Source organism: Bacillus sp. B15-48 (assembly GCF_016879755.1).
Classification (GTDB): Bacteria; Bacillota; Bacilli; order Bacillales; family Cytobacillaceae; genus Mesobacillus_B.
The window spans coordinates 261592-275186 of the sequence record NZ_WOFU01000002.1; the positions used below are offsets into that span (position 1 = coordinate 261592).

Below are 13595 nucleotides of genomic sequence, written 5' to 3' on the forward strand. Positions count from 1 at the left end.
TTCGTTTTATATATAATCGCTTAAATACGAAGGTTTAACATAATTGGCTCCAAATTTTCCTGCTATCTGGTTCAGTAGAATTTTCAATAAGATGATAAGCTGCATTTGTGATTGCCTCTGCTAGTGAATTACCTGTTGCTTTTACATCATTAAAACGAGCTTCTGTTCCTCCATTGTTAGAAAAGAAAAATCCGAATTTTTCCAATCTCTCAACGATGAGCATCGCGTGTCCAAGGTTTTGCTCTGGCTGAAAATCGGTAGTTGGAATGAATGTACTTTTTTCACAATCGTACCATCGGTCCCACCGATTCAACTTCCAGCCAAGTACTCGTCGTGCAATAGCTTCTGTTTTATTCATAATCATAACCCTCTTCCTTTTAATTTTCGCGTCCATTGTTATATAACAATTTAATATATTTAAAATAAATATATAACAGATTAAAGAGAAATACTAGCTTTTTTTTAAAATAGTTTTTAAAATGAGGATGTGTTGAAACCTAGGTGTTGACTTCCACTCCAAACACCAGTCTTTGAACACAGCCTAAAAAAATAACTGTCCTAAGGTACACAATTCATTTGTGTACATAAGGACAGTTATCTTAAAATCATTTAATAATATTCAAACCACTTTATCCGCGTAAAACGGATTTCGCATGCTCCTCTAGTTTTTGATATGACTCTTCTTCAATCGTATCATGTTTTTCTACGACTGCATTTGTTTCACTATCTAATGTTACCTTATATAAATATGTGGCATTACCAATAAGATCAATCGTGTAGTCCTTATGATCTTTATGGACTATACACCGGACCATTCCACCATTATTATAAACTTCAATGATGTCTTCTACATCATTCTCCCCGATAAGGGTCGTTACTAGACTTGAAGCAGACATTGCTGTACCACAAGCATTCGTAAAGCCTACCCCACGTTCATATGTGCGTACATAAATTTTGTTTTTTTCTATTAGCTTGATAAAACTAACATTCACTCCATCAGGAAAAAGCTCATTTGGAGCGTTAACTCCTTCACTTAGTTCTTTCTGTAAATTCGATTTAAGGTGAGTATCGTCAACAATCGTTATTAAATGTGGGTTCGGTACAGCTAATGCTGTAAACGTTAATTCCTCGGATAAAGCAGGAATTACGCCTTGTATTAATTCTTTTTGTTTAATATTTAAAGGCAAATCTTCCACTCGAAAGGATACAGGCGAAATCTCAACTTGGTACGTTGGAACGCCAGGAAAAATATTTGCTGCTTTTTTTACTTGTAAATCTGCTTTCATCGTTTCAATTATCGCTTCTTCTATTCCTAATTTCTCACATACATAACGAGCCACACAGCGAAGGCCATTGCCACACATTGAAGCCTCAGAACCATCGGAATTAAACACTCTCATTCTTGCATCCGCTGTTTCGCTGTTTAAAATATATAATATCCCATCGGCCCCTAAGGAAGTTTTTCGATTACATAAATTTTTCGCAAGATTTGCGCGACTTCCCTCGGTAAAGCCGTAATTTCCCCCCATTTCATCCATCATAAGGAAATCGTTCCCAGACCCATGGCACTTTATCAAATCGATCACCATAATAGCCGCCTCCAAATTATTTACTACATAAAAAGATGCCATAATTCGAATAATTGTTCAACCTAAAAAATAGTCAATCATAGTTGTTATGATTGACTATTTTTTCTATGGCAATTTTTTTATTTCATCATGTAGGTATTCTTTTGTAAGACCGCCAATCACTTTACTTCTAATAACGCCATCAGAATCAATAAAGAAACTCGTCGGAAAGGCTAAAATTTCATATCCACTTGACACCTGGTTTCTCTCATCCATCGGAATTGTAAATGTAAGGTCATAATCGTCAATAAAACGAAAAACATCCTCTTTTGATTTTTCGGTAACCGTGGCATTAACTGCAAGAATTTCAAAACCATCTGATTGATATTTCTCAAAATATTCTTGCATATAAGGCATTTCAGCTTTACATGGCGGACACCATGTCGCCCAAAAATTCAACAATATTTTCTTTCCTCGGTAGTCACTTAAGTTTACTTCATTTCCGTTTAAATCCATTAAAGAAAATTCCGGGGCAAGGTTCCCCTCATCTAGTCCAACTGGTAACTGATCCGGATTATTTATTTGTTTATATTTCCCTGTGAGTGTCAATTGATTGACGACTCCTTGATTCTTTAATACGGTCTTATCGATAACGAAAAGCACAGCTAAGATAATAGCAGCAATAATTAAAAACTTTTTCAAAAGTAACCTTCCTTTCATGTTAAAGAACCCATGATGCTATTTTAAAACGAAATGCTATTATCTGCATTAAAAAAGCATTAAAACCTTTTATTCAATATATTAATGATTGTCATATTGAAAGTAACCAATTATAACTGCGAGCGCAAGAAGGCGATCGTTTTTTGTAGCCTGAGGATCGAATGAGAGGATTGGAGTATTCACATGAAAATTCGTCCCCCATTCTAACGGCATCCAGCCTTTTCGAAGACGTGAGACAGGGTGTTTCTGCCTATGAATATGAATGTCAGTATACATGGATGAAAGATGTTCTGCCCTATATTGAACACGATCTCTCAACGATTCTCCTATTTGAGAATGAGTATTAAATGTTACGACGTTATTGCCTTTTCGATCAAGAACGGCAATTTCCTTTTGCTTTACATCAATCAAAGCTAATAGTTCCCCTTCTTGATTATAAAACCCAAAGCGTTTCTTTACATAAAAATCAAAAAAACTCGGTAAAAACCAACGCCAAAATTTCCCTTCTACTTCCTTTAGTTCTCCCGTAAGAAAACCATTTGGATGAAATAACAATATCTTTAATGCAGGAGCGGGGGCCAAAGCAAGGAGAAAATTTGGATTAGTAAAGAAATCAATCTTTTCCGTACTATTTATTTTAAAATGAGCTTCTTTTGAGTGATTTCTAAACCGTATATAACCATTAAACTGGCTTATGGCAACGATGAAAAATGGGATTGCCACCAAGGCAAATGGCGGCCTGATAGCCAAAAACATACAGACTGTTAGAATCGCCGAAAGCAATAAGAAAGTGAGTATGCAGGCATTCAAATAGGTTTTAGATGTTTGCAAATAGTATTGTTGGATGCACATTTATCGTTCCTCGCAATTCTTTAGCTTATTACTCTTATTATATTGTGCATCTATTAAAATCATTCTATTAAATTACGAAAAAACTTATGTACATACAGTTTCATAATAGCAAAAAAAGGGCCTGTAAAATCAGGCTTCATAAAGGGAGTGCTATAAAATTCTGAATATGAACGGGATACGATATTCCTCTCCCTCGTAAGCCTTGATTGCCCCAATAATTGTAAAGACTACTCCTAGCAACCCTACGATTGGCAGTAATAAAAAACCGATAAGAATAACGACTAAAATTCCACTTACAACACTGTAGACAAAATACGAAATGAAAAAATTAAAATATTCCCTTCCATGATAATCAATATAACTAGATTCATCTTTTTTTACTAACCAGATGACAAGTGGACCAATAAAGGCAGTAAAAAAACTAATAGCGTAAATCGCTGTCGCTAACAATCTTTCCTCATTGCTTGGCATAAGATCCCCCCTTTCCTTTATTTTACCTTATCTCCTCATAATACGCTCTTGTCAATATAAAGTTTCATGAATTTTTACAACCTATGAATTGTTCTTGAATGGGACAACTTGAATACATTATTTATACAACCTACTTCTTCTGAGGTGATGAAATTTTTTGTAATCTACGTTGCGATTCTTAGGTTTATACTGGTACTTTTTAAGGTTAGACCACATTATTTTTTTGAAAAAAGTTAAAAAATAATTTACAAAAAAATAGTTTCTTTTTTACATCATTTTTAGTATGATTTCTATGGAAATCAAAAATTTCATATTGAAATAGTAATAAGGGAAGGCAAATGGTGCGCCACCAGTATCCTGGTTCTAGTGGGTTCGATTCCCACCCCGAAATTTTTTAGCAATTTACAAAAAATTTCGCGGGTGGTCCATTTATTTTTTATGGAATCGAACTAGGGACCACCCTATTTTTGGAGGGATACAAATGCTCAAAAAACGCGATCTTAATGATTGTCACGCTTTATTCGAGCTCATGACGCATCCGGAGGTCTTCCCTTTTGTTCGTCAAAAAGCTTTTTCTTATGATGAATATGTCTTTGTTACAAAGCAAGTGATTGAAGCTGAGGAACGTGGAGAGTTAATATCAAGAACAATCCTAGATGACTGGGGAACTCCAATCGGAACAATTAACTTATTCGATATTCAAGACCTTGCCGGGTTTCTAGGAACATGGCTTGGCAAACCATTTCATGGGAAAGGCTATAACGAACCTGCAAAAGATGCATTTTTCCAGGAACTATTTTTTGATAAAAATATTGAAACGGTCTATATGAGAATACGAAAAGAGAACACTCGCTCAATTAAAGCAGCGGAAAAAATCCCTTATGTTGTAAAAGCGAATGAAACTAGATCTGGAATCTATCATCAGTTAAATTTAAATGGACCTATCTTCGACCTTTATGAAGTTTCAAAAGACCAATATCAGTTCCATCAACGCAGAGAAATAGCACATCCTATTAAAGAATCTCAACTATTAGAAGCTTAATTCAGAAAGGAAGGCCCAAATAGCGGGCCTTCCTTTAAAATCATTTTATATTATGAAATGTTAAACTGATTTGGATTTATTTACTTAAGCCCTCCTTTAAATAAAAATCAACTAAGAAAGATACATAAACATCATCTCGTACAAGCCATACACCATATTTCCTTTTCAACGCGTACTCAGCTGATTGAAAATCATTATGACCTTCTTCATAAATGTTCCCGTTTTTATCAACTACCCATAGACCTTCTTTATTTGGATAGATAAAATATTTACCACCTTTTTTGCATTCATATAGTGAACCTTTTGGAGACAGTTTTAAGTTATATTTATTTTTAAATGCATCTGGATGAATGGTTTCAAGCGGGAACAACTTCTGAACGTATAAATCAAACGCTTCTTTGCTCATTGAACAACCTGATGCTTTTGCATGGCCTCCACCACCAAATTGACCAGCAATGGCAGAAACATCTATATGGTCATGGTTCGTTCGAAAGCTTATTTTCTTGCCACCAACATTAAGTATCGCTATATAATCCAAATAAGGAAATTCCTTCATCAACTCGTTTCCTAATTCCGAATGGTATGATTCTGCATGTACAACTCCCGCACAAAAATCACCGATAAATGTTTGTACAATTTCCCGCTTTTTTCTACGAACATAACGTTCAATTTTATCCTCTTCCATCGCTAAGAGCTTTTGTTCAAACTCATCGAATTCAAATTCTGCTTGGCTTTTTAAGCGTTCAATCATATTCTCCTCAAATTCATCAATCGAGAACATGAAGAACAAATCGTTTAGCTGTTTTGCCATAATATTATCATTCTTGTCCCACTCCCACGTATCATACTGCCGGACAAGTTCGATAAAACCTTCAATCGCTTTTGATGTTTCGAGCCATTGATGTTCAATTAAATATTCATAAAAAAGTGAGGTCGCTGATGTTAACCTCCCATCATCGTATTCGATCTGCACCATTCCCCAGTCATAATCATTAAAGTGAATGGCCGTCTTATGATGATCAATTAATTTAACCTTTCCGCCATTCTTATAAAAGTCTTGAATGTTTTTTGTGTTTTCTTCATTAATTGATAAATCGGTGATAAATAGCTGTTCATATTCATGCTCATTCTCCCGTTCAAACAGTTGGGCAATTTGATAATCTAACCCCATTACAGAATTATATCGTACATCGACCATGTCCCCAAAAGCTAACTTTGCTAAAATTCCACACCCTACTCCGTCAAGATCATTATGAGTATACAATTTATACATTTTTCTTCACCTACAATCACTTTCTCTTCCTACCTAGGGTTTCTATTTTTCGCTATTTTAAACGAAAAACGTGCACCTTAGCTAAACATTATTTAACAACTGTTTTTTAATTTCAAAAAAAAGAAGCGTATCACTCGCTTCTCCCTTTATATTTCCTTTCGAAATGCTTTTCCAAGGACATCTTTCCCCCCTGTAACTGGAATAATACTTCCAGTTATGAAATCGGATTTTTCATCTACCAGAAAAGAAATGACTCTGGAAACATCCTCTCCAGTTCCAGGTCTTCCCACCGGTACGTAATCATCGTTTACTCCGATGGCATCCTTAATCTCTCGTTCCTTCCACTTGCCAACAATATCACCAGGACAAACCATATTAACAGTGATTCCATGCTCTGCCTCTTCAATTGCAAGCGTTTTCGTAAGTGAAGCAAGTCCAGTTTTAGCTGCAGCAAATGCTGACCGGTAAATCCATCCTGGAGTAGATTCGACCCGATCAAAACCAATAGTTATTATTCTTCCCCAATTTTGCTTCCTCATGATGGGAACTAACAGCCGTGAAAGATAAAAAGCCGAGTTAAGATTTCCATTAATTAAATAATCCCATTCATCAACTGAATAATCTACCAGCTTCTTTCGCTCATGAACATATGGTCCGGCATTATGAACAAGAATATCAATCTTGGGGAATCGGAGTAAACTTTTATTAACTAACTGTTGGCATTGATTGTAGTCTGTAATGTCGGCTCTTTCGATGTAGTTTTCTGTCCCATATCTCGCTGTCAATTCTTGTGCTAATGCCTCTGCATCCCTTTGACTTTCTCGAAAATTAATCATTAAATTCACGCCAATTGTAGCAAGCTGGATAGCCGTCGTTCTCCCAATTCCAGTTGCTCCTCCAGTCAACAACGCTATTTTTTTATTCACTATTACCCCCATAAATAATTCAGTCATCTTTATCATTATATTAAATAGAACAACATGTTTATGCAAACTCTTAACCTCAAAACTACTAATCTTTATCTTTTATTTTCCATATTGAACAACGAATCATTTCCTTGCATATGATGAAGCAACACAATTTTGTATCCAACGACAACGAAACGTAAAGGAGGAAAGCTGGATGCTCCCATGGAACAATTTTCCTTTTAGCGACGAAATGAAAAAGATGCTTCATAGCAATGGATCAACTGAAATCGATAAATATGTCCATGAAATGCTCAACAAAATGATGCCGAAAAACATGGAAGGGATGGCCAATCCCCAATCCTGGATGAAAGGAATGCCAGCTTTTCAACAAGAATCACAGCAGCAATCCGAAGATAGGCAGGTACAAATAGCTGTGTTTGAAACACATGATTTTGTATTCATCCGAATTCCAATTGAAGATGAACACTGGCTAAAAGAAATGAAAATATTTTATACATCCCATGAACTAATTATTGAAAATATTCCAAAATCTGAAGATAAAAACACCATTACATTACCCGTGCCAGTTAGAAAAAAAGGCGCAACTGCTACCCATAGAGATTGTATTTTAGAGATAAAAATCCCGAGAAGCATACAGTCACAAATATCCGAAATATCTGTTCCCGATGTCTAAAAGATTTAAACCTAAAGGAGGAATTAAGAGTGGAAGATGATAAGTTAAAGGGTTGGCTTGATGCCTCAAAACAAAAAGCCGCTGAGAGTTTTTGGAAAGAAGTGTTCAATCAAAATCATCATCCATTTTCAACCTATCTAAATTTCGATGAAGATACGAACTCTACAAACGAACCTAGAATGAAATCATTGTTCCCAATTTGTGACATCTATGAAAAAGGAAATCATTTATTCGTTGAAGCTGAACTACCAGGTATGTCCAAACAAGATATTTCTGTGAGCTTAAAGGGGCAGGATTTAATAATCGCGGGTAAATATTCAACATTAAAGCCAGGGCTTCACTACTACTTAAAAGAGCGTGAGAATCGTCATTTCGAAAAAAAGATTATTCTCCCAGTAAAAATAAATAAAACAGGCATTCGTTCCAGCCTGGAAGATGGTTTATTAACGATCGAACTACCAATTATAAGAGAAGAGGATTCTGTGCCAATTTATATTGACCTTTCTTCCTCAACTCCTCCAAGCCCTTTACAACCTTAAAAAAGTCATTTAAGTCAACGAACGGAGGAACACTTAAACAACAGGGAAAAAAATCCTGACATTCGTCCCTTTTCCAATTTCACTTTTAATTTCAAACATCCCACCATGAAGCCTTACCAGCTTTTCAACGATTGATAACCCAAGACCTGTTCCTCCGTTCCTTCTCGCTCTTCCTTTATCTACACGATAAAACCGTTCGGTAAGCTTCGATAAATCTTCTGGAGGAATTCCAATACCCGTATCAGAAATTTCAACCAATGCACCAAAATGGTGTTTTTTTAATGTAATCGAAATTTCTCCGCCAGGATCTGTGTATCGTACAGCATTATCCATAATGTTTTGGAGAATTTGCTCTACCCTTCCATCGTCTGCATGAATAATTATATCTGGATTAAGATTTGTATATAGCGTAATTTGTTTTTCGGTTAATTCTTGAGCATATTTTTGAACAAAATCCTCAATCAATTGAGCCAGTGGAAATGGATGTTTTTCAAATGAGTATTGGCCTGCATCAAGTTTCGATAAGTCAAGGAGATCGGAGACTAACTTCACCATTCTTGTCGCTTCTCGGTTAATGAGTTTAAGATATTTTTGTTGTTCCGTATGATCCTTTACAATTCCAGACGCAAGTCCCTCACTGTACCCTTTTATATAAGAAATAGGTGTCCTTAATTCATGAGAAACATCAGCTAAAAAATCACGTTTTCTCGTATCTTCTTGTTGAATTGATGCTGACATTTGATTAAATGCCGCCGCCAATTGGCCAACTTCATCATTTGATTGAATTTTAACCCTTGTTGAATAATCACCCTGTGATACTTTCTTTGCTGCATTTTTCATGTTCACTAATGGTCTCGTTAAGCGATCAATCATCATGTATCCGAAAAACAGCGCCAACGCAATAAAGGTGATGCCCCCAAACATCCATAGATAGGAAAATTCTCTCGTTAATTCCGAGATTTTCGCAAGTGGGATGTATAAAAAGAGAATTCCTTCTAAACTGCCTTGATCCAATAATGGAAAAAACACAGCAATTACTTCTCGATTAAAATATTCTTTAAACCCATTCACTGAGACAGCATTGCCTTTTAAGAGCTCATCTAACTGACTTTGAGTAATAACAGGTTCTTTATTTATTTCAAAAAGAAAACAATCATTGAGCTCAGAATGGTTTTTTATTAAGAATATTTCTGTGCTAGATTTTTCATTATACCATTGAATATTTTTTTTAAGTTCACTTGAAACCGGCCCACCCTTATAATCATTCGCTAATTGTTCACCTTCTTGATAAAGATCTTCTGCAATACGATCAACATATAATTTTTCATAGAAAAGATATGAAAACACAAATGAAACAACAATAGTAATAATGACTGAAAAAGTAATTGTCAACCACAGCTTCTTTAATAAGCTGTCAGCTAAGAATTTCATCAGTCTGACACCTCAAATTTATAGCCAATGCCCCAAATTGTTTGGATATAATCACCTATACCCAATTTCATTCTTAATGTTTTTATATGGGTATCAACTGTTCGTAAACTTCCGAGATAATCGATGCCCCAAACGTTTTCTAATAACTGCTCCCGACTTAATGCCTGAGAGTGATGCTCAATTAAAAAATTAAGCAACTCATATTCTTTTAAAGTTAAAGAGATCATTTTTCCGTCCACACTTACACGTCGAGCCTTTTTATCAATGGCTATTTTTCCGAATTTATAAATCTTCTCTTCCTGAACGACTGGTGAAGTCCGCCTTAAAACAGCTCCAATTCGCGCGACGAGTTCTCCTGGGCTAAATGGCTTAACAATATAATCATCACCGCCAAGTTTTAGTGCCTTCACTTTGTCCCATTCTTCGCCTTTTGCCGATAAAAAGATAATTGGAACTTGAGAAAAAGAACGAATCGATTCACAAACAGAAAAACCATCCTCTTCTGGCATCATTATATCAAGTGTTACAAGGTCAACCTGTTGCTGTTCTAGGATGGCATATGCCTCCATCCCACTAGCAGCTTGAAAACAGGAATAACCAGAGTTTTCTAAATAAATTTGCACTAAATCACGCATATCTTCCTCATCATCAACTATCAAAACCCGTACAGGATTCATCTACTATCGCTCCCTTGACAATTTAAACATGCATTACCAAACAATCAAGTCTAATTGATTATTCGTATCCATCCATATTATACCTTTAAAAAGATGGTGAAAATATGACGATTATGAGAAGAGTTTGCTGAAATAACTCATAATTTCCACATAATTAGTGAAAACCTTTCTTCATCAAATAAAAAACCCGATCGATAACCAACATGATCAGGTTTCCTTTTCATCATTTAATTTTGACAGATATTCGATATGAAGCTGAATTAGCTTTAGCTTCGCTTCATTATTAATTGAAGAATTTACAATCCGTTTTGTTGCTAAGTAGTACTTCTCGTAAAATGTTTTCCTAACTCTAGGATGAGAGTTCTCGTCTCTTAACTCTCTAATGATTGCTTCTTTAAGGATTCCTTGTGGTTCGAGTTTCTCATTCGTAAGTTGACGATTATTCCATAACTTTCGATAATCTTCAAGCAAGTCATTATCATCATATATGGTCATCTCTGCTCATCACCTCAATTGGCTTATATTCTCCTTTTTGCATCCTACATAAATGGGCAAACCAATGCAAAAAATACCGGTATTGATAAAGGGGGTTATAAAAATGAATATGCCATATAGGTGCCCAAATTGCAAAACAAATAAAAGTAGGTTCAACCTCATTCAACAAGTTCCTCACTACGTAAAACTGGATCCAAAGTCTGGTGAGATTATTGAGCAATATGCAGACGGCCAATTAGATCCCTTCCACACTCCATATCGAGGGCCTGAAATGAAAGTCCAATGTGCAGTTTGTGGATTAGTTGAAGATGAACGTACATTTATTAAGTTCGGTGAAAAAAATTAGAAAATACAAAAGACCAAATCATGTTGATTTGGTCTAAAAAACGTCCTTATTTTTCGCTAACTAGGTCCACTTTCCCGAAAAATGCAATTGAATCTACCTTCCAACCGTCAAAAGGAGATAACCTTACGAGTGTGAGCGTTCCATCATATTGATAAAATCCAATCCCTTTCAATTGTAATAAAAGAGTAACAGGAACGAATAATGCAAGTTCGTCACCAATGTCTTCTTTAGGAAGAACTGCCATCCGATTGATCGTAACATTATCAATTTTAGGAAGGATTTCCTCCCAATTAAGGTGTTGTAAAGACGTTTGTGAAACAATTTTAGAATCTTGCTGCTTTATTCCTGTTAAATAGGCATTGGCTAAGTCATAAGCATCTGTCTCATTCAAATAACTTTCAAGTTCCCCTGATGCTTTTAAAATCATAAGCTTATGAGATAAGTCCATAAAATTCGTTCGATGAGTTGTACTGCCATAGAAATGAATACAGAAATGACCAGGGAAATTGTTCCTTAAAGCACCGGCGCCATGGGGCATCCCATGCATCGAGGCAGCAATTTTCTTTTTATTTGAATGCACAATAATCGCTCGCCGTTTCCAACTCCATTTCCCATTATAAATTTCCTTCATAATCTTTGTATCCTGAGCTGTTAGTGGTTGTACATCTGCGTGTCGACTCCCAGCCCGGCGTTGAACACGAAACTTCTTTCCAGTTTCCAAGTCTACGACTGTAAATTTACTATATTTTGGAAGTATCTCATTTACCTCATCCCAATTGAGCCTTAGGATTTCATTTTGCTTCTCTTGAATTCCATTTCCACCGGTTGCCAATAAAAAAATGACCATCAATGATAAAGGGAATAATCTCATCAACATCACCATTCCGTTTTTTGAGTCTGCGTTGAAAGTTTAACCATTTTCTAGGCACGCTATTCGACTGTTTATTGTTTCTCACCAACAAAAAAGACAGGCTTAAAAACCATTGGTTTTTAGCCTGCCTCCGTTTACTTCATTTCTTTTTTTAATACTTCGATCGCTTTTTTCATTTGCGGATCATCTTCAATCATTTTATTACGCACAGCTGACATAAGCTCAAGTGTAGAGCTTCCAGTTAAAACGCCTGTCACTTCTAATTCACGATCTTTCTGAAATTGTTTTACAGCTTCACTCGTTTTCTCATCAAAAAAGCCATCTTCCCGACCTGGGTTATACCCAAGAACTTGCAACATTGTTTGAGCTGATTTTACTTGTTCGGATGCTATTGATACTGTTAATTCAGCTTCAGGGTCAATAAATGGTAAGGATGCATACTCTGGTAAGTCAACTTCATAATCGGGCTTTATTCCCTTCTGATGAATCCAATTTCCATTCGGGGTGAGCCATTTATCGGTTGTGAGTTTAATATTTGACCCGTCGCGGAAATTTTCAGCCCGCTGAACTGTCCCTTTTCCAAATGTTGTTTGACCTATTAATGGAACTCCTGTAGATTCACTAACGGCTCCTGCAAGAATTTCAGAGGCACTTGCACTTCCTTTATCAACCAAGACCACAAGGGGGAAATCGATTGGTCCATTCCCTGCGGAAGAGAATTCCTCTATATTCTTCTCCTTATCCTCTACTTGAAAAATAACCTCGCCTGCAGGTACAAATAAACTAGTAATTTTTAGTGCTTGGTCTAGTAGTCCACCAGGGTTTTGGCGTAAATCAAGTACAAGACCTTTCATCCCTTGATCTTGAAGATCCTTTAACACAACAACAAGTTCATCATACGTATGTTCTGAAAAATTCGTAATTTGTACTTGTCCTATCTCTCCATCAATCATTTCTCCGTAAACCGTTTCAATCGGAATCGTATCACGGGTGATCGTAACATCTGTCGGGTCTGCATCCGCACGTTTAATCGTTAACTTTACTTTTGTCCCTTTTTCTCCCCGTATTAACGCAACCGCTTCTGTTGTTGTCATACCTTGGATACTTTCTCCATCAACCGAAAGAATTACATCTTCTGGTAACAGACCAGCCTTTTCTGCAGGTGACCCCTTTAACGGTGAGACGATGACAATATATCCATCTCTAGCCTGGATTTCAGCACCGATTCCTTCAAAAGAAGCGGAAATACTTTCATGGAATTTTTTCGCATCTTCTTGGCTCATATAATCGGAATAAGGATCATCTAAAGACTCAATCATCCCATTAATTGCACCGTCAATTAGCTTTTCCTTATCGACTTCGATATAATAATTTTCTCGTAGTGTATCATATGCATCGTATAATTTTGTGAATTCTTGTCGATCTTGTACAATTCTTACTGCCTTTTCATCATCACCAAAGGCCAAAGCAAATGTCGTTATTCCTGCTGTTAAAAAAACAATAAAAAACATAAGCATGACTAAATGGAATTTTTTTATAAAGACAAAGTTTTGTTTTGGTTCCGTTTCTCCTATATCTGCAAGACTCTTTTCTTCTACGTCTGCATTCTTATTATTCTCTTGATCCAATCCGTTCACCACTTTCAAAACTTAAACTTAGTGTTAAAACCCTTAATTTTTAGAATATCATTTTTACTATAAAAAAAACA

16 protein-coding genes are annotated in these 13595 nt (G+C 35.9%); 4 read left to right on the forward strand and 12 right to left on the reverse strand.

Features of this window, described 5'->3' with window-relative positions:
* Window positions 1-34 precede the first annotated feature (34 nt).
* The 5 genes from GNT69_RS06755 to GNT69_RS06775 form a co-directional block, all read right to left on the reverse strand.
* Entirely contained in the window at window positions 35-358 is a 324-nt protein-coding gene (locus tag GNT69_RS06755) for a BC1872 family protein (RefSeq protein ID WP_203554207.1), read from the reverse strand.
* A gap of 271 nt (window positions 359-629) precedes the next feature.
* Window positions 630-1589, reverse strand: coding sequence for a diaminopimelate epimerase (gene dapF, locus GNT69_RS06760; RefSeq protein ID WP_203554208.1), 960 nt, complete (start codon window positions 1587-1589; stop codon window positions 630-632).
* Between the two features lie 105 nt (window positions 1590-1694).
* Window positions 1695-2270: a redoxin domain-containing protein gene (locus GNT69_RS06765; protein ID WP_203554209.1), complete on the reverse strand. Its 576-nt coding sequence runs from the start codon at window positions 2268-2270 to the stop codon at window positions 1695-1697.
* A 99-nt stretch (window positions 2271-2369) separates the two neighbouring features.
* A complete protein-coding gene (locus GNT69_RS06770) occupies window positions 2370-3140 on the reverse strand; it encodes a hypothetical protein (protein ID WP_203554210.1) in 771 nt (256 codons plus the stop codon).
* 150 nt (window positions 3141-3290) lie between these two features.
* Complete coding sequence (locus tag GNT69_RS06775; RefSeq protein WP_203554211.1) at window positions 3291-3611, reverse strand: DUF4870 domain-containing protein; 321 nt, start codon at window positions 3609-3611, stop codon at window positions 3291-3293.
* 481 nt (window positions 3612-4092) lie between these two features.
* On the opposite strand from GNT69_RS06775, the gene GNT69_RS06780 reads away from it, so the two are divergent.
* On the forward strand, window positions 4093-4653 hold the full coding sequence (locus tag GNT69_RS06780; RefSeq protein WP_203554212.1) for a GNAT family N-acetyltransferase: 561 nt from the start codon (window positions 4093-4095) through the stop codon (window positions 4651-4653).
* 76 nt (window positions 4654-4729) lie between these two features.
* Here GNT69_RS06780 and GNT69_RS06785 read toward each other — a convergent pair whose 3' ends face one another.
* Window positions 4730-5926 (reverse strand): DHH family phosphoesterase, encoded by a 1197-nt coding sequence (locus GNT69_RS06785; protein WP_203554213.1) that lies wholly within the window; start codon window positions 5924-5926, stop codon window positions 4730-4732.
* A 146-nt stretch (window positions 5927-6072) separates the two neighbouring features.
* Window positions 6073-6852, reverse strand: a complete 780-nt coding sequence (locus tag GNT69_RS06790) for an SDR family oxidoreductase (protein WP_203554214.1) — start codon at window positions 6850-6852, stop codon at window positions 6073-6075.
* 196 nt (window positions 6853-7048) lie between these two features.
* Between GNT69_RS06790 and GNT69_RS06795 the strand changes: the two genes are divergently transcribed.
* Together GNT69_RS06795 and GNT69_RS25415 are read left to right on the forward strand one after the other, a co-directional pair.
* Complete coding sequence (locus GNT69_RS06795) at window positions 7049-7528, forward strand: Hsp20/alpha crystallin family protein (protein WP_203554215.1); 480 nt, start codon at window positions 7049-7051, stop codon at window positions 7526-7528.
* Window positions 7529-7557: 29 nt separating this feature from the next.
* Window positions 7558-8067 carry an Hsp20 family protein gene (locus GNT69_RS25415; RefSeq protein WP_203554216.1) on the forward strand — a complete coding sequence of 170 codons (510 nt, stop codon included), beginning with the start codon at window positions 7558-7560 and terminating at the stop codon, window positions 8065-8067.
* A gap of 33 nt (window positions 8068-8100) precedes the next feature.
* Here the strand turns inward: GNT69_RS25415 and GNT69_RS06805 are convergent, their stop codons facing one another.
* The 3 genes from GNT69_RS06805 to GNT69_RS06815 form a co-directional block, all read right to left on the reverse strand.
* Entirely contained in the window at window positions 8101-9498 is a 1398-nt protein-coding gene (locus tag GNT69_RS06805) for a sensor histidine kinase (RefSeq protein WP_203554217.1), read from the reverse strand.
* Window positions 9498-10175, reverse strand: coding sequence for a response regulator transcription factor (locus GNT69_RS06810; RefSeq protein WP_203554218.1), 678 nt, complete (start codon window positions 10173-10175; stop codon window positions 9498-9500). Before GNT69_RS06810 ends, GNT69_RS06805 begins: the two co-directional genes overlap by 1 nt.
* Window positions 10176-10382: 207 nt before the next feature.
* Complete coding sequence (locus tag GNT69_RS06815) at window positions 10383-10670, reverse strand: hypothetical protein (RefSeq protein ID WP_203554219.1); 288 nt, start codon at window positions 10668-10670, stop codon at window positions 10383-10385.
* 103 nt (window positions 10671-10773) lie between these two features.
* Between GNT69_RS06815 and GNT69_RS06820 the strand changes: the two genes are divergently transcribed.
* The gene (locus GNT69_RS06820; protein WP_203554220.1) at window positions 10774-11016 is read left to right on the forward strand and encodes a DNA alkylation repair protein; all 243 of its coding nucleotides are present in this window, start codon (window positions 10774-10776) and stop codon (window positions 11014-11016) included.
* 46 nt (window positions 11017-11062) lie between these two features.
* Here the strand turns inward: GNT69_RS06820 and GNT69_RS06825 are convergent, their stop codons facing one another.
* Together GNT69_RS06825 and GNT69_RS06830 are read right to left on the reverse strand one after the other, a co-directional pair.
* Window positions 11063-11887, reverse strand: coding sequence for a hypothetical protein (locus GNT69_RS06825; RefSeq protein WP_239094086.1), 825 nt, complete (start codon window positions 11885-11887; stop codon window positions 11063-11065).
* A 134-nt stretch (window positions 11888-12021) separates the two neighbouring features.
* Window positions 12022-13515, reverse strand: coding sequence for a lmo1851 family serine protease (locus GNT69_RS06830; protein WP_275411183.1), 1494 nt, complete (start codon window positions 13513-13515; stop codon window positions 12022-12024).
* Window positions 13516-13595 lie beyond the last annotated feature (80 nt).

Coding starts and splice junctions, on each gene's coding strand:
- GNT69_RS06755 (WP_203554207.1), bottom strand. CDS start 358: ATGAATAAAACAGAAGCTATTGCACGACGAGTACTTGGCTGGAAGTTG.
- dapF (WP_203554208.1), bottom strand. CDS start 1,589: ATGGTGATCGATTTGATAAAGTGCCATGGGTCTGGGAACGATTTCCTT.
- GNT69_RS06770 (WP_203554210.1), bottom strand. CDS start 3,140: ATGTGCATCCAACAATACTATTTGCAAACATCTAAAACCTATTTGAAT.
- GNT69_RS06775 (WP_203554211.1), bottom strand. CDS start 3,611: ATGCCAAGCAATGAGGAAAGATTGTTAGCGACAGCGATTTACGCTATT.
- GNT69_RS06780 (WP_203554212.1), top strand. CDS start 4,093: ATGCTCAAAAAACGCGATCTTAATGATTGTCACGCTTTATTCGAGCTC.
- GNT69_RS06785 (WP_203554213.1), bottom strand. CDS start 5,926: ATGTATAAATTGTATACTCATAATGATCTTGACGGAGTAGGGTGTGGA.
- GNT69_RS06795 (WP_203554215.1), top strand. CDS start 7,049: ATGCTCCCATGGAACAATTTTCCTTTTAGCGACGAAATGAAAAAGATG.
- GNT69_RS06805 (WP_203554217.1), bottom strand. CDS start 9,498: ATGAAATTCTTAGCTGACAGCTTATTAAAGAAGCTGTGGTTGACAATT.
- GNT69_RS06810 (WP_203554218.1), bottom strand. CDS start 10,175: ATGAATCCTGTACGGGTTTTGATAGTTGATGATGAGGAAGATATGCGT.
- GNT69_RS06815 (WP_203554219.1), bottom strand. CDS start 10,670: ATGACCATATATGATGATAATGACTTGCTTGAAGATTATCGAAAGTTA.
- GNT69_RS06820 (WP_203554220.1), top strand. CDS start 10,774: ATGAATATGCCATATAGGTGCCCAAATTGCAAAACAAATAAAAGTAGG.
- GNT69_RS06825 (WP_239094086.1), bottom strand. CDS start 11,887: ATGAGATTATTCCCTTTATCATTGATGGTCATTTTTTTATTGGCAACC.